The following is a 25,727-nucleotide window of genomic DNA, read 5'->3' as shown; positions in this document are numbered from 1 at the left end:
CGGATCCGCCGTCGTCGGAGGGCGAGCAGACGATCACGGCGACGGTGCCGGAGCAGGCCGGTGAGTTCACCTGGACCATCGACGCCGGCGACCGTGCCGTCACCCTGACCGACGCCGTCAACAAGGGCGCCTACCTGCAGTCCACCGGTGACCTGGGGCCCGTCAAGGTCACCGACACCCGCACCGGCGCCCCCGCCTGGTCCGTCTCCGGCCAGGTCGGCGACTTCACCGGCGCACTGCCCGGCAAGTACCTCGGCTGGACCCCCACCGTCCTCACCCACGGCGCCGGAGCCCAGCCCGGCACCACCATCACACCCGGCATCGACGGCGGAAACGGCCTCACCACCTCCGCAACCCTCGGCTCCGCCACCGCGGGCCACACCAAAGGCACCGGCACCCTCGGCGCCACCCTCGACCTCCGCCTCCCCACCACAACCGACCCCGGCACCTACACCACCACCCTCACCCTCACCGCACTCAGCTGAACCACGAGCGTGACGCCGCCCCCGCCGACAGACCCGGCGGGGGCGGCCCGGCAGGCAGTCGCACGCACCACCGAGCACCGCACATGGAGACGCCGGTGTACAGAGAACGAGACTGGATCCTCGACCGGATCCGGGAGGACCACCGGCTCCGGCCGGACACCCCGCCGCAGCAACTGGCGATGCGCCACCGGGTCTCCCTGGCGATCGTCGCGGAGGCGCTGTCCCTCCCCTCCCCCGCACGCCGACGGCCCCCGCGGACCCTGCTGCTGGAACCCGTCAAGGACGCCATAGACCGCATGCTGCTGCAGGACCTCGGCACCCCGCCCGGCTCCCGGCACACCATCAGCCGCGTCATCGAACGCCTGCGCACGGAGGAGGACTTCACCGCCGCCTCGTACTCCACCGTGCGGGACCACGTGCGCGCGCGCCGGATCGCGCTGGCGCAGGAACCGGAGCCGGGGCCGCCCTCGGACGGATGAGACGCCCCGCCCATCGCAGCGGGGGCGGGCCGCGCGGTGTGCGACGATCACCGGATGACCTCACCCCAAGTGCCGGCCGCACAGGTGCTGTCGGCGCTGCTGGACCGCTCGATCGAGCAGATGGCGGAGGCGGCGCAGGACGTCCGCCGGTTCGACCGGGAGGCGATCCGCGCGGCGGCGGACGTGTGGGACAACAACCTGTACCCGCTCTTCCTCGCCGTGAGCACCTCGCGTGCCCGGGAACGCGAACGCCGGGCGCTGGCCGCGCTGCGGTGGATGGCCTCTTTCAGCGCACGGCGGCGTACGTGGATGAGCGAGCAGGCCGCGCCGGCCGGCTACGAACTCGACGCCGTCCTGCCGCCGACCCGGCCGTGGGTCCCGGGCCGCGACTCCCTCGGTCACGTCATGGCCCCGATGGGCGGCATCACCCGGCGGGACCTCGACCCGCTGCTACCGGACTACGATCTGGCGGAAGCGTCGGTGCGCCACATCCAAGTGGAGCGGGTGGGAACGCGCTTGAGCGCCTACCTCGAACTGGTCGTCCCCCGTGTGTACGCCGTCGAGCGGAACACCTCGCCGGAACCCGCCCTGTTGGACATGTGGCTGGACGACGTCACCGAGAGCGTCTTCGACCTCTCCGACACCCAGGGAGCGGCACTCGACCCCGGACCGGACGGGATAGAGCTTGCTCTCGGCACGGCCGGCCGGCTCCGCGCCGCGGCCGGCGAGTTCAGCCTCGACGACCGCTCATGGCACCTGTCCGCCGCCGGCCGGCGTGCTGACGCGGTCTCCCCGCCCCGTACCGAGGGATCGGGCCGCCGGTCCGCACCGCCGGTCAAGGGCCGCCTGGGCACCGACGGCTACGCTGCCGCGGCCCTGATGCACCGCGCCATGCTGGAACTCCGTTCGGTGCGCTACGCCACCCGCGCGGACCACGTCCCCGTGCTCGACCTGTGCCGGGCCTACTCCGGTGCGGGCCGGGCGGTCCTGGCCGCGGGGTCCCGGCTCGGCGGCCGCCGCCGCGAGGCGGCCTTCCGAGACCTGATCCGGACCTGGACCGACCGGGGCGGGCCCGCCCTCGTCGACGCGCCCCGGCCCACCGCACGCACTCCCCGCCGCCTCACCGGGGAGCCCTCGCAGGCGGTGCTCGTCATGGCCTCCTGGACGGCGGCCCACACCAAGTACGGCACGGACCGCCCGGCCGGCGCACGGCTCCAACTCGCCCTGCCGCCCGGCACGGAGGAGGTTCCGGCCGCGGCGTGGCGGCTGCGCACCGTCGAATGCACCGGCCCCGAGGCCTTCCGGCTGCGCACCGCCGCCTTCCGGGGCCCGGGCCCCCTCGTACGGTCGGGGCAGCCGGCCGGTACCGCCTGCCTCGACCTGCACGAGGGGGCCATGCACGTCGTCACCCGCGACGGCGGGAGCGCGCCGGTGCGCTGACCGGCGGCGCGCCGGTCACTTCGTGGCGTAGACAGCCGTGTAACCGCCGATGAGGGGGCGGGCGCTGGTCTTGGCGAAGCCGGCCTCCGTCAGCCACCGGGTCGCGTCCGCGACGGTGTACTCGGAGCCGCCCTCGGTGTCGATGAGCATGTTCAGCGAGAGCATGAAGCCGTAGGTGTTGCGGCGCCGGTCGTCGTCGATCATGGCGTCGTAGACGATCAGGGTGCCGCCGTCGGGCAGGGCGTCGTAGGCCTTGCGGAGCAGGAACCGCCGCTGCTCGAGGTTCCAGTCGTGGAGGATCTGGCCCATGACGTAGACGTCGGCCGCAGGCAGGGGGTCGGAGAAGAAGTCGCCGCCGTGGAAGGAGAGCCGGTCGGAGAGGCCGTGCGCGGCGACGTACTCGTCGAACACTTGCCGCACCGGGGGAAGTTCGAAGACTGTGCCGGTCATCTCGGGGTGGGATCGCAGCACTGCGGCGGGCACGGCTCCCAGTGCGCCGCCGAGGTCGGCCACGTGCCGGCGGCCGGTCCAGTCGAAGTCGGCGGCGAGCGCGCCGGCGAGGGGGGTGCTGACGCCGTTCATGCCGTTGAGGAAGTTGCGCCACGCGACGGGGTCCTGGCTCAGCGTCGCGAAGAAGGGCGCCCCGGTGTGGGTGACCTCGTTCTGCTGGACGCCGGTGCGCAGGGCGTCGGTGAGGTGGTCCCAGAAGCCGAAGAGGCGGGTGTCGGCCATCTCCAGGATTCCGCCGACGTAGGAGGGCTTGGCCCGGTCCAGGAAGACGTCGGCGGAGGGGCTGTTGTGATAGACGCCGTCGTCGTCGCGGTTGAGCAGGCCCAGCGACACCAGGGCGTCGAGGAAGTCCGCCGAGGACCTCGGGTGGAGGCCCACCGCGCCGGCGAGGGAATCGCGGTCCCGGCCGCCGGCCGCCAGGACGGTGAAGACCTGCAACTCCACTGCGCTCAATAGGGTCTTCGACGCCATGAACCCCAGGCCCAGTTGGAGGATCGGCTCCGGCGTGATCGGTTCGTCGACGGTCATGGGTGTCTCCATTCGCTCAGCAACGGATTCTCGGGATGGTCAGGTGCGGCGGCCGCGGGGAACGCCGCTCCGCGACGCCGGGCCGGAAGCCCGGACTCCCGCCGAGGGGAGGGGCTCGGCCGCGGAGGGGGCGCGCTCAGAGGGTCTTGATCTGGCCGCCGTCGATGACCACCTCGGCGCCGGTGATGTTCCCCGCCACCGGCGAGGCCAGGAAGAGGGCGAGGTCGGCGACCTCCTGCGGCTCGGTGATCCGGCCCGAGGTGATGCCCATGCTCTGGGGCACGACGACGTCCAGGGCCTCCTGGGCCGTGGTTCCGGCAGCAGCGGCGGTGGCGTCCGCGAAGGCGCCCGGGGCCGTCCAGAACGGGGTGCGGACCGGGCCGGGAGAGATCGTGTTGACGCGGACGCCCTTCGGCCCGAACTCCTCGGACAGCGACTTGCCGAAGTTGTGCAGCGCGGCCTTGGCCGCCGAGTAGTCCACGACCATCGGGAAGGGCAACCGGGCGTTGATCGAGCCGATGTTGACGATCGCCGCGCCCTCGGCCCCGACCAGGTGGGGAAGTGCGGCGCGGCTGGCGCGGACGGCGCTGAAGAAGGTCAGGTCGAAGATCCGCTGCCAGTCGGCGTCGCCGATCTCGAGGAAGCCGTTGCGCGGTTCCGCGGCCCCGACGTTGTTGACGAGGATGTCGATCCGGTGGTGCCGCTCCGCGGCGTGGCGGACCAGCGTCTCGGCCCCGTCCGGGGTCGCCAGGTCGACGGGCACGACCGCGACGTCGTAGTCGGCCGCCAGCGCGTCGAGTTCGGGCGTGGAGGCGCGGCTGCCGGCGACGACGTGGACGCCTTCGCGGGCCATCGCCTCGACGACGGCCAGGCCGATGCCCTTGCTGGCTCCGGTGACGACGGCGACCTTGTCCTTGAGGTGGAGTTCCATGACAATCCTTTGTGGAGTAATCGATACAGAATGAAGGCATGCGGAAACGGGACCCGCTCGTCGCGCCCGGGGAGCGGCCCGCTCGCGATCAGTCCAGGGCGCGCATCGCCACGGCGAGGGCGTCCTCGACGAAGGAGCGCCCGAGCCGGGCTCTGCCCAGGATCCGAAGACCCTGGACGAAGGTGGTCAGAAAGCGGGCGAGCTCGACCGGGTCCTTGCCCGGCGGAAGATCACCCCGCGCCTTGGCCCGGTCCAGGGCGCCCGCGAGCGCCGACTCGACCTTGCGCAACGCCGCGACGGCGCGCTCGGCCGGTGAGAGCCCGGCGTCGTTGCCGGTGACCTCGCCGGCCCCAGGGGAACCCGGCGAGGGGTCCGCTCGATCCCCCTCGGTCATGGCGGCGAGGACCTGTCGCACCGCGGGCCGGATCTCGGTCGCGTGCTCGAGGATCTTCACCAGGTCCTCCGCCTGGAGAGCGGAGCACCGTTCGAGGGCGCGGCGGTAGAACTGCTCCTTCGAACCGAAGGCCGCGTAGAAGCCGAGGCTTCCGATCGACAGCACGTCGAGGAGGTCCTGCAGGGAGGTCCCGGTGCAGCCGCGCCGCCAGAACAGGTCCATCGCCCTGTCGACCGCGCGGTCGACGTCGAAATCCCCGTTCCGTCCCATGTCGGAAGCGTAACACGATTGTGGATTGTTCAATAAAGTAAGCGGACGGGAGTGACAGGAACGCCCCTGACCTGCGGCGATCGAGCTTCCCTAGCGGTACGCGCACGCGGTGACCGGGGTCAGAGGGAGGCCAGCCAGGCCGCGGTCTCCCCGGGACGGCCGAAGCGGTGCGTGTCGAGGGGCGCGAAGCGGGGATCGCCGGCGCGGCGTTCGATCTCGAGACGACGGCCCCTGTGCTGGGACCAGGCCCACCATGCCGGATGCTCCCGGCTGAGCCAGCCGGTCCAGGATTCCCGGTTGCCCCCGAAGAGCGCCTCGCGCGTGACGGTGCGCCGCACGGACCGGCGCAGGACGCGGGGCATGACGACGCGCCGGGGGTAGTCCAGCCACACCACGGTGTCGGCCTGCCCCCACAGCAGATCGCGGACGTCGGGATAGCCGAGGGAGTCGACGACCCAGCGGGGACCGGCGGCGAGCCGCGCCACATCCTCGGAGAACGCGCCGTTCACCGCCCAGCCGGGGCCGTTGAAGTACAGGCCGTCCATCTCGTGGTAGGGCAAGCCCAGTCGAACGCCCAGGGCCCGCGCGAGCGTGGACTTGCCCGAGCCCGTGACACCCACCACCAAGATCCGCTCCACGAGCGTGCACCCTATCCCGGGTCCCCGCGGCGCAGGCGGTGGTTAATGCTTTGCTCCGGTGCCGCCCCTTCCCGATCATGGGCCGGATGCGATTCCTGCCCGCCACCGCGGACCCCACCGCCCTCGACCGTGCCGCCGCGTACCCCGCCGACGGTCCCGTCGCCGCCCTGACCGCCGAACGCGTACAGGAGGAGCTGGCCGCCGACCGGTTCCGCCCGGAATGGACCTGGCTCGCCGAGGACGAGGACGGACGGGTCCTCGCCCGCGCCCTGTGGTGGGGCCGCGCCGACAGCGCGCGGCCCATCGCCCTCGACTGCCTCCAGGTACGCTCCACGGTCGCCGATCCGGCCGCCGTCGCCACCGCGCTGCTCGACGCCGGGCACGCCGCCTTCGGCACGCGCCCCCTGTACAACATGTCGCTCCCCGCGGACTGGCGGAGCCACCCAGCACTGACCGAGGCCGTCGCCTGGCGGCGCGAAGCGGGCCGGCGCACGGGGCTGAACCGGGAGATCCAGCGGCTGCGCTACGAGTGGACGCCGGCGGCGGGACTGCCGGGGGCCGGCGGCCGGCTGACGTTCCGCGAGGGCGGCGACGAGGAGTTCCTTGGGGCCTTCGTCCGGGTGTCGGCCGGGAGCCTCGACCAGGCGACCCTGGACGAACTGCGCACGAAGGACGCGGGGCAACTGGCCGAGGAGGACCTGCGGTTCTACCTGGACTGCCCGGGAGAGCGCTCCTGGTGGCGGCTGGCGGAACTCCCCGACGGCACCCTCGCCGGTCTGGCCGTCCCCTCCGCCACACCGTACAACCGCAACGTCGGCTACCTCGGCGTCGTACCCGAGCAGCGCGGCCGGGGCCTGATCGACGAGATCCTCGCCGAGATCACCCGCTTCCACGCCGCCGAAGGCGCCGAGCGCATCACGGCGACGACGGACACCACGAACGCCCCGATGGCCGCCGCCTTCGACCGCGCCGGCTACAAGGTGACGGAGATCCGCCTGGTCCTGGAGGCTCCCGGGAACGCGTGACCTGACGACGGAACCTGCGCCGGGTCGCCGGTCGGGGCGCCGCGTTCACTTGCCGTCGACCGGCGCGTCCGGAATCCCGGGCGTTTAGCACAACTGTCCGTGCGCCACGGGTGCTTCCGCGCGCCCCATCCCTCATTCGGGTGGCGACTGGCATCATTGCTCGTCATGACGTCCGGGCCTGGCTTCCGTCTCGCGCGCGCCGCGGTGTTCGCGGCCGTGTGCGTGGCGGTGACGGGTCTCGGTCACGCCCTGATGTCGCGGGCCGTTCCGGGTTGGGCGGTGGGGTACGCGTTCGCCGCCACCACCGCCGGCGCGTGGTGGCTGGCCGGTCGCCGTGAGCGCGGTGCTCCGGCGGTCACCGGGGCGACCGTCGCCACCCAGTTCGCCCTGCACGGCTGGTTCAATCTCGCCCAGGCTTTCGCCACCGCCCCCGCGGGCACCGGCGAGATGACCGCGGGCCATCCGGTCCCGGCCGCGGACGCCATGCCCATGGCCACCGCCGCCATGGACGACGGGTCCATCGGCATGGTCTCCGCCCACGCCCTGGCCGCGGTGCTGTGCGGGCTGTGGCTGTGGCGGGGCGAGGCCGCGGCCTTCCAGCTCGGCCGCTCCCTGGCCGTCTCCCTCTTCGCTCCCTTGCGCCTGGTCGTACGCGTCCCGGCCGCCGTCAACCCGCCGGACCCCGCGAGGCCCGCTTCCTTCCTCGCCCCTCCCCGCCTGCCGCGGCAGGTGGCTCTGTGGCACGGCGTCACGCGCCGCGGCCCGCCGAAGCCCGCGATGTCCTTCTGACCGTCCGTCTCGCCCCGGCGCGATGACGGACGCAGTCCGGCGTGCCCGCGCGCACTGCCTGCCCGGCGCCTCCACGCGCTCCCGGGTGCGGCGGGCGTGTCACGCCGTACCGCCGTCGAGGCGGACCGAATCGTCGACTTCGCGAGCGCCCGCGCCCTGCGCGCCGGGTGCCGAATGGGGATGCACACATGTCTTCGACACAGGAACACGCGCCCAGAGACGACCGCGAGGAGGCCGTGGCGGAGGCCGCCCGCCCCGCCGTGGTCCCGACTCCTCAAGGGACCGGCCCCTCCCGGCCGGGCCGTTCATGGAGCGCCGTACGAGCGCTGCTCGTGCGGCTGCACTTCTACGCGGGGGTGTTCGTCGCCCCCTTCCTCCTCGTGGCCGCGCTCACGGGGCTGGCCTATACCCTGACGCCGCAGCTCGACCGGCTCGTCTACGGCGACCAGCTCACCGTGGCGAAGGCCGGGGGCGAACCGCGGCCGCTCGCGGAGCAGATCGCGGCGGCCCGGAAGGCACACCCGGAGGGCACGCTCGCCTCGGTGATCACCCCTCCCGGCCCGGAGGACACCACGCGAGTGGTGCTGTCCCTGCCGGAGTTGGACGAGAAGCAGCGCACGGTGTTCGTCGACCCGTACACCGCCGAGGTCAAGGGCGACCTCATCACGTGGTTCGGCTCGACGCCGCTGACCACGTGGCTGGACGACCTGCACCGCAATCTGCACCTCGGCGAGACCGGCCGCATGTACTCGGAGCTCGCCGCCAGTTGGCTGTGGGTGATCGTGGCGGGAGGTCTCGTCCTGTGGCTGGGCCGCGCCCGCGGACAGCGCGCCAGGTCGGCGCGCGGCGTTCTCCTGCCGGACCGCTCCGCCCGCGGCGTACGGCGCACCCGCGGCTGGCACGCGGCCACCGGCGTGTGGATCGCCGTCGGCCTGCTGGCCCTCAGCGCCACCGGCCTGACGTGGTCCCACTACGCGGGGGACCGGTTCGGTCAGCTGCTGGACGCGGCCAAGGGGCACGCGCCCGAACTGGAGACGGCACTGCCCGGCGGAACCGCCCCGGCCGAGGGCGAGCACGCGGGGCACGCCGGCCACGGCGCCGGCCAGGGCGCCGCGTCGACGGACCCGGCCGACTTCGACGCGGTCCTCGCGGTGGCCCGCGACGCCGGGCTGGGCGGCCGGGTGGAGCTGACGCCGCCCGCGGACGCGGAGAGCGCCTGGACGGTGGCCCAGGACGACGCCCTCTGGCCGGTCCACTACGACCAGGTCGCCGTCGACGCCGCCAAGGGCGAGGTGACCTCGGAGAGCCGGTGGGCGGACTACCCGGTCCTGGCCAAGCTCAGCAAGCTCGGCGTCCAGGCCCACATGGGGCTGCTCTTCGGCATCGTCAACCAGATCCTGCTGGCGCTGATCGCGCTCGGGCTGATCTGCGTCATCGTGTGGGGCTACCGCATGTGGTGGCAGCGCCGGCCCACCCGTGACGACCGCACGGCGGCGGTCGGCAAGGCCCCGGCACGGGGGACGTGGCGGCAGGTGCCCCTGCCGGTGCTGATCGTCGGCGTCCCGCTGGTCGCCGCGCTGGGCTGGGCACTGCCCCTCCTTGGCATCACCCTGCTCGCCTTCCTCGTCGTGGACGTCGTGATCGGTCTCTGCCTGAGGCCTCGTCGCGCCTGACGTCACAGCGGAAAACGGGACAGGCACTGCCTCCGGTCCGGCACATTCACCGTGCCGGACCGGAGGCGTCTGACGACCGGGCGGGCGTCAGCCGCTGCCGGCGGTTCGCGCGGCCCAGCGATCCTCCACCTTGGCGAAACGCCAGTAGGCGATCGCGACGGCCCATACGGCCACGAACAGGCCGACGATCACGTAGCCGACGTTGTCGAGGTCGAGTGCGGCCATCCAACTGGTGAAGGCGTCCGTCAGGTGGAGCTTGTCGTGGAGGACCCCGACGAGCTCGATGGTGCCGATGAGGAAGGCGACCGCGATCGACAGGCCGGTGATCGTGAGGTTGTAGTAGACCTTGCGGACCGGGTTGGAGAACGCCCACTGGTAGGCGAAGTTCATGAAGGTGCCGTCGAGCGTGTCGAACAGGCTCATGCCGGCGGCGAACAGCAGTGGCAGGCAGAGGATCGCGTACCACGGAAGCCCTGCCGCGGCCCCGCTGCCGGCCATGACCATGAGGGCCACCTCGGTGGCCGTGTCGAAGCCCAGCCCGAACAGGAAGCCCAGGGGGTACATCTGGCCCGGGCGCGTGATCGCCTTCGTCAGCCGGCCCAGGATCCTGTTCATGAAGCCGCGCGAGTCCAGGTGCGCCTCGAGTTCTGACTCGTCGAAGGACCCCTGGCGCATGCTCTTGAAGACCCGGAGGATGCCCGTCAGCGCGACGAGGTTGAGCGCTGCGATGGCGTACAGAAAGGTGCCCGAGACGGTGGTGCCGACCACCCCGAGCGTCTGGTGGGCACTGGAGTCCTCGTCGGCCAGAGTGCCGGCGAGCTGCGTGCCCGCGGCCACGAGGGCCGCCAGGAGCACGACGACGCTGGAGTGCCCCAGGGCGAACCAGAAGCCCACCGAGACGGGGCGCTTGCCATCGGCCATGAGCTTGCGCGTGGTGTTGTCGATGGCGGCGATGTGGTCGGCGTCGAAGGCGTGCCGCATGCCCAGCGTGTAGGCGGTGACGCCGAGGCCGAGACCGAAGGCCTTGGAGCCGACCTCGTAGTGGTTCGGTACCACCAGGAGGAAGAGGATCCCGAAGGCGACGACGTGGAGCGCCACGATCACCGCCATCAGGCCGACGGTACGGACGGTGTCCTCGCGCCGCCAGCGGAAGGCCGCGGGCAGGTCGGACGTGGGCAGGGTCATGCGGTCACGCTCCAGCACCTCGTGGATCACTTCGTGAGATGCCGCGGCCGGTCTCCTGGCTTACGGGCGAAGCGCGCCCGCCTCTGCCTTCCCGGCCCTTGAAAGGCCAGTGGCACCGCCGACGGCGGAAGAGGCGGGAACTACCCGATCACAGTGGCGAGGGCCGCTCCGGAGTGAGCTTGTGTCAGCTGTCACCGGTCTTCCCGAGCACCACGGCGCCCTCACCCTAGAAGGCCTGGTGGGACGCCTGCAAGGCTGCGCAGCCGGACAGGTATCGGAGATCACGTCCCCGGCCTGTGCAGATGAGGCCCATGCACCTCGTTCCCGCCGAGCGCGCCGGCCACCGTGTCCGCGAGTCCGTGGCCGCCCGGGGCAAGCCGGTTCCCCTCCTCGCCGATCCCGGACGTCTCGCACTGCTGCCGGCCGTCCACGAGGCCGGCCAGGACAGGCGGATGGCAATCACGACGATCAGGGGGAAGCAATGAACGCGAGCCTCACGTGGAGTCGCCTGCTGGGAGGCGGTCTTCTCCTCGCCGCGGTCATCACGGTGATCCACGGCTTCGGAACCGCCCAATCCGACGGTTCGATCGGCACAGTCCTGCTTGCCGTCGCCCTCGCGGGCCTTGGCAGCCGCTTCGTTCGTAGCCGAGCCGGGAACTGATGCCTGCGCCCGCCGAATTCGGGTGAACCCGAACATGCACGCCTTCCCAGGACACAGAACGGGCCGGGAGGCGGGACGTGTGGGATGTGGCCACGACCTGTGTACGACTCAGCGCGATGGGCGCCGCGGAGGAACCGGACGGCTTGTGTTCGACGACGCCGGCAAACGTGGAATACCTCCGGATCCGCACGGACTCTCCCTGACGACAACTACTGCGCTCTTGTCTCGGGTCGTCCTCCACCACCGCTCCCCCGGCACACTCAGGGGCTTTCCGGTGCTGCCTGCTCACGCTTCAGGTAGTCCTCTTCAGATAGTCCTCTTCAGGGCAGCCGATATCGGTGTCATCGGTCGGGCAGAGCACAGGGTCGTCCTCGTCGCCGAACAGATAGGCCGTCACCTCGCAGCCGCCGTCGGCGAACCGCAGTGAGACCACGCTTCCGCGCATGGCGGTCTCGTCGTAAGTGCCGAACCCGCCCTCCTCGGGGAAGACTTCGAACGCCCATCGGCCCGATGCCAGCACCGACGGATCAACACAATGGGTCGCCGACGGCATGCCGGCAGGTCTGACGCTGCTGAACGTGTGATCCTCGCGGAACGTCAGCGATGTGCCCGACCCGCTGGTCCACCGTCCTGTGAGCTGATCCGCCGGTATCTCCGCGGCCCACACCGCTGCGGCGAGCCCGCCCGTGCATGACGTCGTGAGCATGCACGCGACCACCACGCCGGCACCCCGGCCCCGAACACCCCGGCCCCGAACACTCCGACCCATGCCGGCCCTCCCCACGCGATCCGCCACCTCGGCCCTCGCACCCCGGGGACAGCATATTTGAACGCGCTCAAAAAGTCCTGGCGATCAGCGTCGGCAACCCCCTGCGACGTGGCCCCCGGTCGAGACGGTTGCCGACGGCCCGCGTGCGGAACACGGCGAAGCTCCGCTCCGCCAACTCCTAGACGGTGCCCGCGTCGTAGGTCTCCTGGTGGCGGCGGATCTCCGCGTGCCGCTCCGCCGACCACGAGGCCAGTTCCAGCACGGTGGACAGCAGGGAGCCGCCAAGCGCGGTCAGGGAGTACTCGACGCGCGGCGGGACCTCGGCGTGGGCGGTGCGGTCGATCAGGCCGCTGCGCTGGAGCTGCTTGAGGGTGAGGGTGAGCATCCGCTGGGAGATGCCGGGGATGGCCTGCGCGAGGTCGGAGTAGCGCACGGGCCCGTCGGAGAGGGTGCCGATGATCAGCACGCTCCACTTGTCGCCGACCAGGTCGAGGATCTCGCGGATGAAGTCCGCGTCGCCGTCGCCCCACCGCGCGCACGGACCGGGTACGCGCCGCACGCTCGCCCTCACGTTCGTGCGTCCCTGCCGCATCCCGCTGCCGCCGCCCACGTCCGCCGCCTCCCTGCCGTGACCCACGCACATCAATGTGCCTTTTGTATCGCTTCTCACACTAATGCAGAGTGAGGCTACGAACAGAAAGTGAGTTTCGGGAGAGGCCCACCATGCAGATCGACTTCTGGTCCGACATCGTCTGTCCGTACTGCGCGTTGACCGACAACCGGCTGCGGCTGGCGCTGGAGCGGTTCGAGCACGCAGACGAGGTTCGGATCGTCCACCGTTCCTTCCAGCTCCACCCCGACCTGCCCCGCGCGGGCATCACGCAGCGCCGTCTGCTGGACAGCCACGGGATCTCCGAGGCACGGGGCGAGCAGATCTTCACGCCGATCGAGCGCGCCGCCCGGGCCGAGGGGCTGGAGCCCTTCCACGCGCTGGAACGGACCCTGGGGCCGACCGACCACGCCCACGAGTTGCTCGCCCTCGCCGCCGACCAGGGGCGCGGCGGCGAGGTGTGGACGGCGATGTTCCGGGCCCACTTCGGGCAGGGGCGCGAGCTGTGGACCATCGAGCAGGTCCTCGACTTCGCCGTCGAGGCCGGCCTCGACGGCGAGGAGGCCGCGGAGGCGCTGCGCGACCGGCGTTACCTGGCCCGGGTGGCCGCCGACCAGCGCGAGGCCGAGCGCCTCGGGGCGCGCGGGATGCCCTTCATCACCCTGGACGGCGCATACGCCGTACCGGGCGCCGTCGGCACCGAGGAGCTGCTGGCCGCGATCACCAGGGCCTGGGAAGCGGCCCACCCGGAGCCCCGGCCCCTTCCGGTCCTCGGCGGGACGGCCGCGGCCGCCTGCGGACCGGACGGCTGCGTGGTCCCCCCGCATCCCGCGCCCTGACCGACCCGGGCCCACCGGGCCCGGCACCCGGTCACCACACGTACGCAAGCGAAAGAGCCACCACCATGTCCTACCTGCTGCGCATCGACGCCTCCGCCTCCGGCGACGCGTCCGTCTCCCGCAAGGTCGCCGACTCCTTCACCGCCGCCTGGTCCGGCGACGTCGTCCGCCGCGACCTCGCACTCGACCCCGTCGGCCACCTGGACGCGGCCGGCATCCTGTCCCGTACGACCCCCGCCCACGAGCACACCCCTGAGCAGAAGGCCGCGGCCCGGCTCCAGGACGAGCTGGTGGAGGAGTTCCTCGGCGCCGGCGCCTACCTCTTCGCCGTGCCGCTCTACAACTACGCGATGCCCTCGGTCTTCAAGGCGTGGCTGGACCACGTCATGATCGTCGGCAGGACGATCGGGCTGCCCGGCCCGGCGCCGAGCGCGGGCCGCCCCGCCGTCGTCGTCTCCGCCCGGGGCGGCGGCTACGGCCCCGGGGCGCCCCAGCACGGCAAGGACTTCCTGATGCCGGCGCTGGAGACCATCCTCGGCGATCCGCGGCTGATGGGCCTGGACGTCCGTCCCATCACTCCCGAACTGACCTACGCGCCCACGGTCCCCTCGCTCGGGCACCTGCTCCCCCAGCACCGCGCCTCGCTGGAGGAGGCGCACGCGCGGGCGCGCCGTCAGGCGCTGGAGATCGCCGGGCCCGCCGCCCCGGCCGCCGCCTGACCGGGCCGGAGGCCGGCCGGGGCGCCTGCCCGTCGGCGTCGGCGTCGGGCGACGGGGGTCAGCGCACCTTGCGGAAGGTCTCGCGGACGTCGCCGACGAAGGCCTCGGGGTTCTCGAAGTGGCCGAAGTGGCCGCCCTTCAGGTGGGCATTGACGTTGACCACGTTGAACGAGTCGTACGACGGGCCGTGCACGAAGGCGGCGATGCGCTCCTCGACCGTGCGGACCCCGGGCGGGTAGACGTCACCGAGCAGGAAGGTGAAGCCGGCCGGGGGCTCGACCACCGGCCGCCGGTCGTGCGACGGCGTCCAGGGGTGGCGGACCGTGTTGCGGTACATGCGGATCGAGGTGCCGATGGACTGCGTCACCCAGAAGACGGTGGCCTGGGTCAGGACGAAGTCGCGGGAGAAGACGGCGTCGAAGTCGGCGTTCTTGTCGCTCCACTTCTTCCACCGCTGCAGCAGCCAGGCGAGCATGCCGATCGGGGAGTCGTTCAGACCGTGCGTCAGCGTCGAGGCGTCCAGCATGTGCACGGCGACGTGGGAGGCGTAGGTGGAGTGGAACTTCATGATGTCGTCGCGCAGTTGCGGTGAGGCGTCCGCGGGGACGGGCTGCCCCATGGTCAGGTCCCAGTAGCGGTCGTGCTGGAAGAGGCCCGGCGGCAGGTCGTGGCCGAAGTGCAGGGCGATGAGGCTGTCGGCGTACTTGTGGCCGAGGGCGCTGGTGACCAGGGCGCCGTAGTCGGAGCCCAGGGAGCCGTACTTCTCGTAGCCGAGCACCTCGGTCATGAGGGTGTGGAGGATGTCGGCGATCTTCCAGTAGTTGAGGTCGCCCCGCGTGAGGGGGGTGGACCACGCGAAGCCCGGCAGGGTCGGCATGATCACGTCGAAGGCGTCGGCCGGGTCGCCGCCGTGGGCGGCGGGGTCCGCCAGGGGGTCGAGGAGCGGGTGGCTGAACTCACCGGGCCACGGCCAGCCGTGCAGGACCAGCAGCGGGGTGGGGTTCGGGCCCTTGCCGGGCTTGCGGACGAAGTGGACGGGCGTACCGTCGATCTCCACCGTGAACTGCTCGTGGACGTTGAGCCGCTTCTCGGCCGCGCGCCAGTCGAAGCCGTCGGCCCAGTACTCGACCAGCGGCTTGAGGTAGGCGGTGCTCACACCGTAGTACTCCTCCTCGTTGTCCAGGTCGTCGAAGAAGCGCGTCTTCCTCAGGCGGTCCGTGAGGTCGTCCAGGACGTCCTGCGCGACGTCGATGGTGAAGCGTTCCGGCGACGGAGACGTGTGCTTGTCGGCCATGGGTGCACTGCTTTCTCGCGAGGGGGGAAGGTGGGGGGTACCGTGCGACGGGGGCACCGTCAGTAGGCGAAGTCCAGCCGCAGCCGGGTCTGTTCGAGCTCGGCGATGTACCAGGCGCCGCCGGTCCTGACGAAACGGGCGTGGTAGTGGCCGTAGCCGTGCATGCCCCTGAACGGGAAGTCCGGGTTGACCTCGGCGTCCTCGGGCCGGGTGATGATGTCCTCCATCGACCAGGTGCCGCGGGCGCCGGTCGCCGACTCGACGTCGATCTCGTCGGAGAAGAGGTGGTGGACCAGGACGTCGTCGGGGCCGCTGCTCGCACCGACCGTGGCGGCGATGTCCGCACGGCCGTTCATCCGCAGCCACACCGAACCGTCGGGCTTGTGAGGGGTGAAACTGCCGTCGGGGGTGAACAGGCCCGCCAGGTCCTGCCACCGCTTCTGGTCGGCGTAGCGGACGTACCGCGCCATCAGGCGGCGCAGTTCCTCGATCGCGGTCAGGCGCTCGACGTCGTTCATCGTGGTTCTCCTTACGGGGCGGGATGGACGCCCGGCCACCGGCGACGGGGCCGGACGGACTCGGGGACCGGCGGGGCACGGGCGCCCGGTTCAGCTCAGGAGCGTGCGGGCGTGGACGGGGTTGGTGTAGTCGCGCCACGCGGCAATCCGGCCGTCGTGGATCTCGTAGACCGCCATGTTCATCACCGGGGCCAGTGGACCGCCCGGGAGGGCGAGGCCGTGGACCTGCTCGGCTATGACGACGTCACCGTTGACGGCCTGGTGGACCGTCTCGAACTCGACCCGCTCGAAGGTGCGGAAGACGTTCCGCCACATCTCCAGCAGGGCGTCCCGGCCGCGGATCTCGTCGTCGCCGTAGTTGCGGAAGACGACGTCGGCGTGGAGGAAGGGCAGCAGACGGTCGGTGTCCTTGGCGTTGAACGCCTCGACGAATGCGCGGACCAGAGCGTCGTTGTCGACCGGCATGGATTCACTCGCTTTCCGGCCTCGCGCGCCGGGGCGGGCGCGGCCATGAGGGCAGGGGAGCAGACTGGACCGTTGGGTCCATCTCCTGACAGCCGCCAGCATGGACGGGGGAAATTGGACCCGCAAGTCCAGAACTGGGGAGCACCCTCTGGACCGGGAAGTCCAGTCACTTATAGTGGCGCCATGCTGACGAAGAAGGGTGCGGCGACCAAGGCGCGCATCATCGCGGGCGCCGCACAGCTCGTCGCGGTCAAAGGCGCGGCCGAGACCTGTCTCGACGGCATCCGCGCCGCCACCGGCACGAGCAAGAGCCAGCTGTTCCACTACTTCCCCGAGGGCAAGACCCAGCTCCTGCTCGCCGTCGCCGAGGACTGCTCACAGCGCGTCCTGGAGCAGCAGCGCCCACTCCTCGACGGGCTCGACAGCTGGGAGGCCTGGGAGCAGTGGCAGGAGCTCATCCTCCGGCTCAACGCCCCCGGCGACGGCGACGGCTACTGCACGCTGACAGCCCTCAGCGGGCAGTCGCCGCAGACCGTTCCCGGTGTCCGGGAACTGCTCGCCGACCACCTCGAACGCTGGCACGCCGCCCTCACCAAGGGGCTGACGGCGATGCGGGCCGACGGGCTGCTCCGCGAGGACGCCGACGTGGACGAACTCGCCACAGCGGTCCTCGCCGCCGTCCAGGGCGGAGCCATGATGGGCCGGATCACCGGCTCCACGGCCCCACTGCGGACCGCACTCACGGTGACCGTCGACCACCTGCGGACCTGGGCACCCCCGCCGCCGCCCCCGCCCGCCGCACGGTAGCCGGGGCGAACGGGGGTCTCCGGCGCAGCGGCCCGCCCAGCCCCCAAGGTCGGCCACGTCAGCGGCACTTCGGCCACCGGGGCAGCCCGCGGCCGACCGCGTACATGCCACCCGCTAGCATCCCGGGTCATGGTGAGGTGGGGGTGGCGGCTGGGCGTCACGGCCGGGGTGGCGGTGCTGGCGGCGATCTGCGCCTCCGGCCCGGAGCCTTTGGAGGTCGTCCGTACGGCGTCGGACCTCGGCCCCCTTCCCTTCGACCGCTACAGCTTCACACCGCGGGACTACCAGCGATCCCAGCGGGCATCGGCATTGCTCGTGCGGCAGTGCATGGCGGACCGCGGCCACCCGGACTTCCCTCTCGATCCGCGCTACCCCCACGACCCTGTCGTGGGGGTAGCCGTCACCACCGACTACGGCGTCCTCGATCCGGACGACGCCCGCCGCTGGGGCTACGGCTGGGACCCGGCAGCGGCCGCCCGGTCCAAGGGCCGCCGCATGACCGACGCCGAATACGCGGACTGGCCCGACTGCAACTCCGAGGCGGGCCGGCGACTGGGGCGCGGCATCGACTTCAGTTCGGACTGGCTCTACGCGGCCCGGCGAACGGTCGAGGTGGACAAGGCGGTCAGGCGCGACCCGCGCCTGCGGGCAGCCTGGGACGCATGGTCCCGCTGTATGGGCGCGGAGGGATTCACCCGCTATCCGGACCCCGTCGCGGCGTACGTGGACAGCGCCTGGCACCGTGGCAGCGACGGCAACACCCGCCACACAGAGCGGGAACGGGGCACGGCCGTCGCTGACGTCGCCTGCAAGCGCCGCCATCACACGGCCGAACTCTGGCACGCCGTACAGGCGGAGAAGCAGGCCGCGGACATCTCACGCCACCGCGGCCACTACGCCGCCGGCCTGCGCGCACTGCGCACGTACCGGGCCAACATCGACGAGGCGCTGCGGAGCCCGGGCCGGCGTCAGGCCTGACTTCCGGCCTGGCGCCGGCCCGGAGCCGCTCCCGCGGCACCACGGCCGTCAATGGTCGTCCCAGTGCCCCTGGTGGGCCGCGTGACGGTGCCCGTCGTGGATGTAGTCGTTGTGATCGCCGTGCGGCACGGAGACGTGGCCGCAACCCTCCGCGTGCCGGTGCGCGTGGTCCTCGTGAACCGCGTGGGCCGGCGCGACGCACTCGTCGACGTGGCCGTCGTGGGTGCGGTGGATGTGCCCGTCGTGGGCGTAGTCGGTGTGGTCCCCGTGCGGCACGGACACGTGGCCGCAGCCTTCGCCGTGGGTGTGCGTGTGCTGGTCGTGCGGGCTGTGCGGGCTTGCGCTCGTCATCTGGGCTCCTTCCGTGGCGCCTCGCAGGTGCACGAGCCGCCGGGTGCCGGTTGCCAGCGAAGAGGTCACCACCCGGTGAGCATGACACTTACCGACATATACCCGTTTTCGCATCGAAGCCAGTCACCCGGAGCCACGGGCTCGCCGACCGCCGTCGGCCCCGGGCGGGAGCGGCCGGCTTGAGGCTCCGACACCGCTGACCCAGACATCGAGGGGCGCGACCTCCGGCTCGGCCTGCCCCGAGAGGCTCCGCACGTCGTCCAGGTCCGACCAGGCGACGCGGCCCGGCTCGCCGTCGGCCAGAAATCTCTCGACGATCGGGGCGAGGCGGCCGGAAGCCGCGTAGGCAGCACCGAACGGCAACGCGTCCGGGGAAACGGAACCGGTCGAGCACCGAAGCTGCCCGGCTTGTTCGTCGTGCCACACATAGAACGTCGCGACCCCGGAAAAGGCCCGTTCGCGAATGCGCTGCCGGATGGCGGCAGCAGTCCGCTCGAAGGCCGCCACCACCTCGGCGACGGACAGCGCACCCCGGTCCTCCTCGGCCGCGCTCAACCACCCCAGGGGCTCGTCCGCCACCTCGTCGATCAGCGTCAACAGCACCCCAGCAGTATCCGGGCGCATGCGGTGAACGGTCCCGCGGGGGTCCCTTGCCCACCCCATGTCGAAACTGGTATTCATTTTCATCTAAGCTGCGCGGGTGCGTACGGCCCCCGGCCGCACGCGTCGTCCGTGCACCCCTTACGGCCTTGGAGGCTCCCCCATGTCCCGCACCCCTTCCCGTCTCGCCGGACTGCTCGCCGGCGCCGCATCGCTCGGCCTGCTGGCCGGCTGCGGCGGTTCATCCGACGAGGCCGCGAGCGCCGGGAGCACCGCTTCCGCTTCCGCTTCCAAGGTCACCGTCGTCGCCTCCACGAACGTCTACGGCGACATCGTCGAGCGCATAGGCGGCGACCGGGTCGACGTCACCTCGATCATCAGCGACCCCGCCCAGGACCCGCACTCATACGAGGCCGGCACCCGCAACCAGCTCGCCCTCTCCAAGGCGAAGGTCGTGGTGGAGAACGGCGGCGGGTACGACGACTTCGTCGACCGGATGCTGGGGAGCGGCAACGCCTCCCCGGAGGTCGTCAACGCCGTCGAGGTCTCGGGCCGGACCGCCCCGGCCGGCGGGGAACTCAACGAGCACGTCTGGTACGACTTCCCCTCGATGGGCAAGGTCGCCGACCGTATCGCCGATGCCCTGGGCAAGGCGGACCCGGACAACGCCGGCACCTTCGCCGGAAACGCGGCGGCCTTCAAGAAGAGCCTCACCGCGCTGCAGGACAAGGAGGCTTCCCTCAAGTCCGCGCACGCGGGCGAGGGCGTGGCGATCACCGAGCCGGTGCCGCTGTACCTGCTCGAAGCGTCCGGCCTGGCCAACCGCACACCCGAGGAGTTCAGCGAGGCCGTCGAGGAGGGCGACGACGTGTCCGCCAAGGTCCTCCAGGCCACCCTGGACCTCTTCTCCGACCGGAAGGTCAAGGCCCTGGTCTACAACGAGCAGACCTCCGGCGCCCAGACGGAGAAGGTCAAGTCGGCGGCCGACGCGGCCGGTGTGCCCGTGGTGCCCGTCACCGAGACGCTGCCCGCGGGCAAGGACTACCTGACGTGGATGAACGACAACGTCGACGCACTCGCCGACGCCCTGAACAAGTGACCGGGGAGACCCCGCCGTCCGTACCCGGGCCCCGCGCGGGCGACGCCGACGTCCCGGGCAGGCAGGCGCCGCTGATCCGGATGACGAACGGCGGCCTCCGGTACGGGGACCGCATCCTCTGGAAGGGACTCGACCTGGATGTGCGGCCCGGGGAGTTCTGGGCGGTCCTCGGGCCGAACGGCTCCGGCAAGTCCAGTCTGGTCCAGGCCCTTCTGGGGCGCCGGCCACTGACCTTCGGCTCCCTGCGCGTGCTCGGCGCCGATCCGCGGCGGGCCGCGCGCCACATCGGCTACGTGCCGCAGCAGGGGACCGCTCCGGCGCACGACGTGGTCCGGGCACGCGAGTTGGTGGGCTACGGCCTGGACGGGCACCGGTTCGGGCTTCGGCTCGGGCTCCGCGGACGCGGCGCCGCCACCCGGCACCGCATCGACGCCGTCCTGGAGGCCGTCGGCGCGTCGGCGTACGCGAACGCACCCCTCGGCACCCTCTCTGGCGGCGAACGGCAGCGCGTACGCATCGGCCAGGCCCTGGCCACCGATCCCCGCGTGCTGCTGTGCGACGAGCCCACGCTCTCCCTGGACCTCCACCACCAGCGGGCGGTGACGGAACTCATCGACCGCAGGCGCCGGGACCACGGGACCGCCGTGGTGTTCGTGACCCATGAGATCAACCCCGTCCTCGACCTCGTGGACCAGGTGCTCTACCTCGCCCCGCACGGACACCGCATCGGCCCGCCGGAGGAGGTGCTGACCTCGCGATCGCTGTCGGCCCTGTACGGCTCGCGGGTCGACGTGCTGCGCGTGCGGGGCAGGATCGTCGTCGTCGGAGCGCACGACCAGCAACCGGTGCACCACCCGGGACCGGACGCCGAGCACGCACGCGAGACCGACGGAGCGCGCCCATGATGACGGCGGCCGGGACATGGCAGCAGATCTTCGACTTCCAGGACTACGGCGCGCTGCTGGGTCTGGTGCGCAACTCCCTCATCGTGGGTGGTGTGCTGGGGCTCGTCGGCGGACTGACCGGAGTCTTCGTGGTGCTCCGGGACCTGCCCTTCGCCGTCCACGGGATCAGCGAACTGTCCTTCGCGGGCGCCTCGGCGGCTCTGCTGCTCGGGGTGAACGTGGTGGCGGGCTCGATCGCCGGCTCGCTCGTCGCCGCGCTGGCGATCGGCGCGCTCGGCGCCCGCGCCCGGGACCGCAACTCGGCCATCGGCGTCCTGATGCCGTTCGGGCTCGGGCTCGGCGTCCTGTTCCTCGCCCTCTACAAGGGACGTTCGGCCAACAAGTTCGGCCTGCTGACAGGGCAGATCGTGGCCATCGACGACCCACGGACCGGATGGATGCTCGCGGTGTCCGCGCTGGTGCTGGTCGTCCTCGCCGCCATCTGGCGTCCGCTGACCTTCGCCAGCGCCGACCCGCAGGTCGCCGAAGCACGCGGTCTGCCCGTCCGGGGCCTGTCCGTGGCCTTCATGCTCGTCCTCGGACTCGCGATCGCCCTGTCGGTACAGGTCGTCGGGGCGCTCCTGGTGCTCAGCCTGGTGGTCACCCCCGCCGCGGCGGCCTCCCGGGTGACGGGTTCCCCGGTGCTCCTGCCCCTGCTGAGCGTGCTGTTCGCCGTACTCGCCACAGAGGGCGGCATTCTCCTCGCCCTCGGCAGCAGCGTTCCCATCAGCCCCTACGTGACGACGATCTCGTTCCTCTTCTACGCCGTGTGCCGGTTGATCGGAGCACGACGTGCTCGGCACCGGCGAACGGCTCCCGCTGTGCCGGGGGTTGGGGGCGAGGTGGTACGCGCCTGAGTTCCATCGCTCTCCCCGGACGGCCGGGCGGTACGGTCGCCCGATGGAGTCCGAAGCACCGAGCCAGTGCCCACTTCATGGCGCTGAAGTGAGCGCGCGCAGCCTGGTGGGGCGCTGGCTCGCGAAGGTCGTCGCGTCGTGGCATGTGTACGGCACCGATGACCCCGCCGGCCCGCTCGATGTGTGGCTGATCGATGAGAGTGATCACGCGGTTCACATCACGACCGGGTCGGATTGGTGCCTGGTCGTCGAGACCTCGGAGCCGCACGCCGGGTACGACATGGGCGACTCGGGGCTCGTCACCGTGGGAGCGCTCGATGCAACGACACCGTTCGCGGAGCACATCGGGGAGAGCGTCCTGACGGCACGGGAGGACTTCGAACCGGTGACCGGGCGCGTCGCCCTCGCGCTCTCGTTCCGTTGCGAGAGCCGGGCCGGGGATCTCCGCCTCACCCGAAGAAGCTGACCTCGGCAAGGGGCCCCGGCGGATTTCCCGCCGGGGCTCCTTCCGTCACGACGCGCCGTGCGCGAGGGCCATCAGCTGTTCGTGGAGGTGACCTGGCGGGAACCGGGGAGCCCTGTGTTCGACCATGCAGGTCATCACCTGCCCTGTCACCCTTCGTTCGCTTCGGGACCCGGCCCGGCCTGAGGGACGGGTCCCGGGCCTGACCTGCTATTCGGTGCGCAGGGCCGTGGCGGTGCGGGTCCTCGCCGCCCAGCCGGCGGGCAGGAGCGCGCCCAGGGCGGCGATGAGCAGGCCGCCGAGCGTGAGCGGGAGCAATTCGGCCGCGTGGTAGACGGCGATGACGGAATCGGGGAGGCGGAGTCCCACGCTGTCGCCCATCGCGGGAATGACCCGACCGTGCAGGGCGACGCCGAGCGGCACGCCCAGCGCGCCCGCGACCAGTCCGGTCACGACGACCGAGGTGACGACCATCGCGATGGTCTGACGGGGCGTCATGCCGAGCGCCTTGTGGACCCCGAGCTCCCGGACGCGCTCCCGGGTGTCGAGCAGCACGCCGTTGAGCACGCCGAGCGCGGCGACGGCGACGAGCATCAGCGTGAGCGTCACGGACAGCGCGTTGAGCGTGACGACCATGTCGCCGCCGTTGCCGAGCCCGCCGGTGCGGGCGGTGACGCCCAGCGGTTTCAGGTCCCTGTTCAGCGCGTCGACGTAGCCGGAGACATCGGTGCCCGGCCTGACCGCGATGTGATGGCTCGTCTCCGTCAGATCGGGGTGGGCGGCCTGGAGGGTCGAGGCGTCGGTGAAGACCTGCATGCCGTCGTTGCGGGGGTCGAGAACCTCGCCGACGATCCGGACCGTGACCGGCGCGGCCAGGCCGTTCAGGGTGACGGTGTCGCCGATGCGGGTGCCGGTCGCGGTCAGGAAGGGGGTCGGGACGACGGCCTCGCCGGGCCCGCCGATCCAGCGCCCCGAGACCATCGTGTAGCCGCCCCAGGAGGCGTCGCCGGAGAAGGCGATCACATCGACGGTGCCGGTCAGGCCGGACACGGTCGCCCGTACCTTCGCGGCGCTGTAGTGCTTCCCGGTTCCGGTGCTGGCCCCGATGACCGCGGTCACCGCGGCGGGATCGGCCTTGGGCTGCCTCTGCGGACCGGGACCGGGGGCGGTTCCGGGGCCTTGGGGGCCGAAGTCCGGCGGGGGCGCGGGCACGGTGACATCGGCGGCATCATGGGCCCTGGCCTTCGTCACCTGGCCGAGCGAGGCGCCCATCCCCACGGTGAACGTGACGGCGACGGCGCCGAACAGCACCGCCGCGCCCATGGCCAGCGCGCGGGCGGGCCGCGCGAAGGGCCGGGCCAGGCCCAGGGCGACCGGCTGCGGCAGCGGCAGGCGTCCGGCCAGCCGGGCCGCCGGGCGGCCGCGTCCCGCGGAAGCGTTGCGCCCGACGGCGAGCGCATCGACCGTACGCAACCGCCCGGCCCGAAAGGCAGCGGCCCACGCGGTCACCGCCACCAGGCCGAGCACCCCGGCGATCACCGCCAGGTCGACCCAGGGCGCGATGACCAGGGACGCGGTGCCGTAGACCTCCTCGGTCTCGGCCAGCACGGGCACGGCGAGCAGGTGGCCGGCGAGCACACCGAGCCCCGTGCCGACCGCGGCCGGGATCAACGCCTGGGCCACGTACGCCCGCACGACCTGGGACGGCGTGAAGCCGACGGCCTTGAGGATGCCGATGCGGCGCGTTCCCGTGCCGACGGCCGACGCGACGACGTTGCCGACGATGAGCACCGACATGACCAGGCCCAGGACGCCGAACGCCATGAGGAAGGGGACGTACAGGGCGGTGTCGCGCTCGGCGGTCTGCCTGACGGTCAGCCATGACTGCCGCCCCACGGCCGCTCCCTGCGGCAGGGATCGCGTCACGGCCCTGGCCCCCGCGGTGATCCGCGCTGCGGTGCCCGCGTCGGCGAGGCGGTAGAGCATCTGGTAGCCGCCGCTGCCGGGTTCGGTGAGCGCCGGCATCTGGGACGGAACCACCCAGGCGTCTGCGGTCTGTGTGACCGAGCGGGCCACGCCCACCACCGTCAGCGTCGGCCGGCCGGGCAGATCGGGGAAGGCGACGTCCATGCCCATGGTGGGGATGAGCGTGGAGTCGGCGGACAGCGCGATCTCCCCGGAGTGCGTGGGCCATCGCCCGTCGAGCAGCGTGACCTCGTCCACCTCCCGGCCGGGATCGCCCCGGCCGGCCACCGTCATCGGCCACCCGGGGCCCGCCCCGTCCGACCGCGGGGTGACCGTCGCCGTACGGAACGGCCCGGCCGCACCGTTCACCCCTTCGGCGTCCTCGGACCTCGACAGCTGCTCGGCGCTCACCCTGCCCGCGTCGAACTGGACGGACAGATGCGCCCCGTGCTGCCTGGCGAAGGCGTCGTCGAAGGGTGCGCCGGAGACCACCAGCAGCGATCCGCCGAGGACGGAGGCGGCCACCGCCATCATGGTGGCGAGTCCGATCACCAGCGTCTGCACCCGGCGCCGTCCCACCCCCGAGCGCACCACCGTGCCGAGCGCGCTCATCGGACGGCCTCCGAGGCGGCCTGCGGGGCGGCGGTTTCCGGGGCGGCGGCCTGCGAGCCGACGTCCTCGGTGATCCTGCCGTCGGCGATGCGGACCGTACGGTTCGTGCAGGACCGGGCCAGCGCCAGGTCGTGGGTGACCACGACGATCGTCTGGCCCTCGGCGTTGAGTCCGGCAAGCAGTCTGCTGACGTCCTGTCCGGCGGCCGTGTCCAGGGCTCCGGTCGGCTCGTCGGCCAGGAGCAGGGCCGGCCGGTTCATCAACGCCCGTGCCACCGCGACGCGTTGCCGCTCGCCGCCGGATAGGCGTCCCGGGTGGGCGCGGGCGTGCCGGTCGATGCCGAGGCTCTCCAGGAGTTCGGCCGCCCGGCGGTCGGCGTCGGCGCGTGCCGTGCCCGCGAGCCGCGCGGGCAGGGCGACGTTGTCGGCGACGGTCAGGTCGTCGAGCAGGTTGAAGAACTGGAAGACCATGCCGATCTTCGATCGCCGGAACAGCGCCGACCCGGCCTCGCCCAGCCGGTCCACGCGCACCCCGTCCACGGTGACGGTCCCCGTGTCGGGCCGGTCCAGGCCCGCGATCAGATTGAGCAGCGTGGACTTGCCGCTGCCGGAGGGGCCGAGGATCGCGACGGCCTCGCCGGGCCGCACGGTCAGCGACGCCTCGTGCAGGGCGGGCGGGCCGTCGTCGTATCGGCGGCTCACCCCGCGCAGTTCGATCAGCGGCACGGTCATGGCAGGGCTCCTTCGGTGGGGGCATCGGACGCCCTGGACGTTAGGAGCGCGCCCGGCCCGTGCGCGTCGCCCGCCCGGACCCCTTGCCGTACCGCGTC

General features: G+C 72.1%; 29 protein-coding genes, 1 pseudogene and 1 riboswitch. Of the genes and pseudogenes, 16 read left to right on the top strand and 14 right to left on the bottom strand.

Annotation, left to right across the window (positions count from 1 at the left end; translation table 11 throughout):
- The 3 genes and pseudogenes from CHF15_RS44950 to CHF15_RS18170 form a co-directional block, all read left to right on the top strand.
- Nucleotides 1-485: pseudogene (locus CHF15_RS44950) on the top strand (metallophosphoesterase); the annotation flags it as partial.
- 95 nt (nucleotides 486-580) lie between these two features.
- A complete protein-coding gene (locus tag CHF15_RS18175; protein WP_143681587.1) occupies nucleotides 581-964 on the top strand; it encodes a hypothetical protein in 384 nt (127 codons plus the stop codon).
- A gap of 54 nt (nucleotides 965-1,018) precedes the next feature.
- Nucleotides 1,019-2,404: a hypothetical protein gene (locus CHF15_RS18170; protein ID WP_143681586.1), complete on the top strand. Its 1,386-nt coding sequence runs from the start codon at nucleotides 1,019-1,021 to the stop codon at nucleotides 2,402-2,404.
- 15 nt (nucleotides 2,405-2,419) lie between these two features.
- On the opposite strand, the gene CHF15_RS18165 is transcribed toward CHF15_RS18170, so the two are convergent.
- The 4 genes from CHF15_RS18165 to CHF15_RS18150 form a co-directional block, all read right to left on the bottom strand.
- Nucleotides 2,420-3,442 carry a methyltransferase gene (locus CHF15_RS18165; protein WP_089224847.1) on the bottom strand — a complete coding sequence of 341 codons (1,023 nt, stop codon included), beginning with the start codon at nucleotides 3,440-3,442 and terminating at the stop codon, nucleotides 2,420-2,422.
- A 136-nt stretch (nucleotides 3,443-3,578) separates the two neighbouring features.
- A complete protein-coding gene (locus CHF15_RS18160) occupies nucleotides 3,579-4,373 on the bottom strand; it encodes an SDR family NAD(P)-dependent oxidoreductase (protein WP_089224846.1) in 795 nt (264 codons plus the stop codon).
- A gap of 88 nt (nucleotides 4,374-4,461) precedes the next feature.
- Nucleotides 4,462-5,037 (bottom strand): TetR/AcrR family transcriptional regulator, encoded by a 576-nt coding sequence (locus tag CHF15_RS18155; protein WP_089224845.1) that lies wholly within the window; start codon nucleotides 5,035-5,037, stop codon nucleotides 4,462-4,464.
- Nucleotides 5,038-5,156: 119 nt separating this feature from the next.
- Nucleotides 5,157-5,675 (bottom strand): P-loop NTPase family protein, encoded by a 519-nt coding sequence (locus tag CHF15_RS18150; RefSeq protein WP_089224844.1) that lies wholly within the window; start codon nucleotides 5,673-5,675, stop codon nucleotides 5,157-5,159.
- 86 nt (nucleotides 5,676-5,761) lie between these two features.
- On the opposite strand from CHF15_RS18150, the gene CHF15_RS18145 reads away from it, so the two are divergent.
- The 3 genes from CHF15_RS18145 to CHF15_RS18135 all read left to right on the top strand — a co-directional run bounded on the left by CHF15_RS18145 (nucleotide 5,762) and on the right by CHF15_RS18135 (nucleotide 9,162).
- Nucleotides 5,762-6,700 (top strand): GNAT family N-acetyltransferase, encoded by a 939-nt coding sequence (locus CHF15_RS18145; RefSeq protein WP_089224902.1) that lies wholly within the window; start codon nucleotides 5,762-5,764, stop codon nucleotides 6,698-6,700.
- 165 nt (nucleotides 6,701-6,865) lie between these two features.
- Complete coding sequence (locus CHF15_RS18140; RefSeq protein ID WP_089224843.1) at nucleotides 6,866-7,489, top strand: hypothetical protein; 624 nt, start codon at nucleotides 6,866-6,868, stop codon at nucleotides 7,487-7,489.
- A 188-nt stretch (nucleotides 7,490-7,677) separates the two neighbouring features.
- Complete coding sequence (locus CHF15_RS18135) at nucleotides 7,678-9,162, top strand: PepSY-associated TM helix domain-containing protein (protein ID WP_089224842.1); 1,485 nt, start codon at nucleotides 7,678-7,680, stop codon at nucleotides 9,160-9,162.
- Between the two features lie 87 nt (nucleotides 9,163-9,249).
- Here the strand turns inward: CHF15_RS18135 and nicT are convergent, their stop codons facing one another.
- Nucleotides 9,250-10,347, bottom strand: a complete 1,098-nt coding sequence (gene nicT / locus CHF15_RS18130; protein ID WP_179279852.1) for a Nickel transporter NicT — start codon at nucleotides 10,345-10,347, stop codon at nucleotides 9,250-9,252.
- 28 nt (nucleotides 10,348-10,375) lie between these two features.
- Nucleotides 10,376-10,577, bottom strand: a riboswitch (cobalamin riboswitch).
- An 81-nt stretch (nucleotides 10,578-10,658) separates the two neighbouring features.
- Between nicT and CHF15_RS43940 the strand changes: the two genes are divergently transcribed.
- Together CHF15_RS43940 and CHF15_RS18125 are read left to right on the top strand one after the other, a co-directional pair.
- Nucleotides 10,659-10,832 (top strand): hypothetical protein, encoded by a 174-nt coding sequence (locus CHF15_RS43940; protein ID WP_179279851.1) that lies wholly within the window; start codon nucleotides 10,659-10,661, stop codon nucleotides 10,830-10,832.
- Nucleotides 10,829-11,008 (top strand): hypothetical protein, encoded by a 180-nt coding sequence (locus CHF15_RS18125; RefSeq protein WP_089224840.1) that lies wholly within the window; start codon nucleotides 10,829-10,831, stop codon nucleotides 11,006-11,008. The genes CHF15_RS43940 and CHF15_RS18125 overlap by 4 nt, the downstream gene beginning before the upstream one ends.
- Before the next feature lie 292 nt (nucleotides 11,009-11,300).
- Here CHF15_RS18125 and CHF15_RS18120 read toward each other — a convergent pair whose 3' ends face one another.
- Both CHF15_RS18120 and CHF15_RS18115 read right to left on the bottom strand, forming a co-directional pair.
- On the bottom strand, nucleotides 11,301-11,714 hold the full coding sequence (locus CHF15_RS18120) for a hypothetical protein (RefSeq protein ID WP_143681585.1): 414 nt from the start codon (nucleotides 11,712-11,714) through the stop codon (nucleotides 11,301-11,303).
- Nucleotides 11,715-11,955: 241 nt separating this feature from the next.
- Nucleotides 11,956-12,414 (bottom strand): winged helix-turn-helix transcriptional regulator, encoded by a 459-nt coding sequence (locus CHF15_RS18115; RefSeq protein WP_245938892.1) that lies wholly within the window; start codon nucleotides 12,412-12,414, stop codon nucleotides 11,956-11,958.
- Between the two features lie 86 nt (nucleotides 12,415-12,500).
- Here CHF15_RS18115 and CHF15_RS18110 point away from each other — a divergent pair, with 86 nt between their 5' ends.
- Nucleotides 12,501-13,226 carry a DsbA family oxidoreductase gene (locus tag CHF15_RS18110; RefSeq protein ID WP_089224838.1) on the top strand — a complete coding sequence of 242 codons (726 nt, stop codon included), beginning with the start codon at nucleotides 12,501-12,503 and terminating at the stop codon, nucleotides 13,224-13,226.
- 65 nt (nucleotides 13,227-13,291) lie between these two features.
- On the top strand, nucleotides 13,292-13,945 hold the full coding sequence (locus tag CHF15_RS18105) for an FMN-dependent NADH-azoreductase (RefSeq protein WP_089224837.1): 654 nt from the start codon (nucleotides 13,292-13,294) through the stop codon (nucleotides 13,943-13,945).
- Between the two features lie 58 nt (nucleotides 13,946-14,003).
- Here CHF15_RS18105 and CHF15_RS18100 read toward each other — a convergent pair whose 3' ends face one another.
- The 3 genes from CHF15_RS18100 to CHF15_RS18090 all read right to left on the bottom strand — a co-directional run bounded on the left by CHF15_RS18100 (nucleotide 14,004) and on the right by CHF15_RS18090 (nucleotide 16,222).
- Nucleotides 14,004-15,239, bottom strand: coding sequence for an epoxide hydrolase family protein (locus CHF15_RS18100; protein ID WP_089224836.1), 1,236 nt, complete (start codon nucleotides 15,237-15,239; stop codon nucleotides 14,004-14,006).
- Between the two features lie 59 nt (nucleotides 15,240-15,298).
- The gene (locus CHF15_RS18095; protein WP_089224835.1) at nucleotides 15,299-15,757 is read right to left on the bottom strand and encodes a nuclear transport factor 2 family protein; all 459 of its coding nucleotides are present in this window, start codon (nucleotides 15,755-15,757) and stop codon (nucleotides 15,299-15,301) included.
- A gap of 90 nt (nucleotides 15,758-15,847) precedes the next feature.
- On the bottom strand, nucleotides 15,848-16,222 hold the full coding sequence (locus tag CHF15_RS18090) for a nuclear transport factor 2 family protein (protein WP_089224834.1): 375 nt from the start codon (nucleotides 16,220-16,222) through the stop codon (nucleotides 15,848-15,850).
- 183 nt (nucleotides 16,223-16,405) lie between these two features.
- On the opposite strand from CHF15_RS18090, the gene CHF15_RS18085 reads away from it, so the two are divergent.
- Both CHF15_RS18085 and CHF15_RS18080 read left to right on the top strand, forming a co-directional pair.
- Entirely contained in the window at nucleotides 16,406-17,029 is a 624-nt protein-coding gene (locus CHF15_RS18085) for a TetR/AcrR family transcriptional regulator (RefSeq protein WP_179279850.1), read from the top strand.
- A 129-nt stretch (nucleotides 17,030-17,158) separates the two neighbouring features.
- Nucleotides 17,159-18,007 carry a hypothetical protein gene (locus CHF15_RS18080; protein ID WP_245938891.1) on the top strand — a complete coding sequence of 283 codons (849 nt, stop codon included), beginning with the start codon at nucleotides 17,159-17,161 and terminating at the stop codon, nucleotides 18,005-18,007.
- Between the two features lie 48 nt (nucleotides 18,008-18,055).
- On the opposite strand, the gene CHF15_RS18075 is transcribed toward CHF15_RS18080, so the two are convergent.
- On the bottom strand, nucleotides 18,056-18,358 hold the full coding sequence (locus CHF15_RS18075) for a hypothetical protein (protein ID WP_089224832.1): 303 nt from the start codon (nucleotides 18,356-18,358) through the stop codon (nucleotides 18,056-18,058).
- A gap of 123 nt (nucleotides 18,359-18,481) precedes the next feature.
- Complete coding sequence (locus CHF15_RS18070) at nucleotides 18,482-18,961, bottom strand: hypothetical protein (protein ID WP_089224899.1); 480 nt, start codon at nucleotides 18,959-18,961, stop codon at nucleotides 18,482-18,484.
- Nucleotides 18,962-19,121: 160 nt separating this feature from the next.
- On the opposite strand from CHF15_RS18070, the gene CHF15_RS18065 reads away from it, so the two are divergent.
- The 4 genes from CHF15_RS18065 to CHF15_RS18050 are packed head-to-tail and all read left to right on the top strand — an operon-like array spanning nucleotide 19,122 to nucleotide 22,324.
- A complete protein-coding gene (locus CHF15_RS18065) occupies nucleotides 19,122-20,057 on the top strand; it encodes a metal ABC transporter solute-binding protein, Zn/Mn family (protein WP_089224831.1) in 936 nt (311 codons plus the stop codon).
- The gene (locus CHF15_RS18060) at nucleotides 20,054-20,962 is read left to right on the top strand and encodes a metal ABC transporter ATP-binding protein (RefSeq protein WP_089224830.1); all 909 of its coding nucleotides are present in this window, start codon (nucleotides 20,054-20,056) and stop codon (nucleotides 20,960-20,962) included. The genes CHF15_RS18065 and CHF15_RS18060 overlap by 4 nt, the downstream gene beginning before the upstream one ends.
- Nucleotides 20,959-21,858, top strand: coding sequence for a metal ABC transporter permease (locus tag CHF15_RS18055; protein ID WP_089224829.1), 900 nt, complete (start codon nucleotides 20,959-20,961; stop codon nucleotides 21,856-21,858). The genes CHF15_RS18060 and CHF15_RS18055 overlap by 4 nt, the downstream gene beginning before the upstream one ends.
- 43 nt (nucleotides 21,859-21,901) lie before the next feature.
- Nucleotides 21,902-22,324, top strand: a complete 423-nt coding sequence (locus CHF15_RS18050; protein WP_089224898.1) for a hypothetical protein — start codon at nucleotides 21,902-21,904, stop codon at nucleotides 22,322-22,324.
- Between the two features lie 207 nt (nucleotides 22,325-22,531).
- On the opposite strand, the gene CHF15_RS18045 is transcribed toward CHF15_RS18050, so the two are convergent.
- Complete coding sequence (locus CHF15_RS18045) at nucleotides 22,532-24,898, bottom strand: ABC transporter permease (RefSeq protein WP_179279849.1); 2,367 nt, start codon at nucleotides 24,896-24,898, stop codon at nucleotides 22,532-22,534.
- Nucleotides 24,895-25,629 (bottom strand): ABC transporter ATP-binding protein, encoded by a 735-nt coding sequence (locus CHF15_RS18040; protein WP_089224828.1) that lies wholly within the window; start codon nucleotides 25,627-25,629, stop codon nucleotides 24,895-24,897. Before CHF15_RS18040 ends, CHF15_RS18045 begins: the two co-directional genes overlap by 4 nt.
- Nucleotides 25,630-25,727 lie beyond the last annotated feature (98 nt).

Origin of the sequence: Actinacidiphila glaucinigra (genome assembly GCF_900188405.1) — a bacterium.
GTDB classification, from domain to species: Bacteria; Actinomycetota; Actinomycetes; order Streptomycetales; family Streptomycetaceae; genus Actinacidiphila; species Actinacidiphila glaucinigra.
The sequence above is the reverse complement of the archived record's forward strand: the minus strand, read 5'-3'. Positions and strand labels throughout refer to the sequence as shown.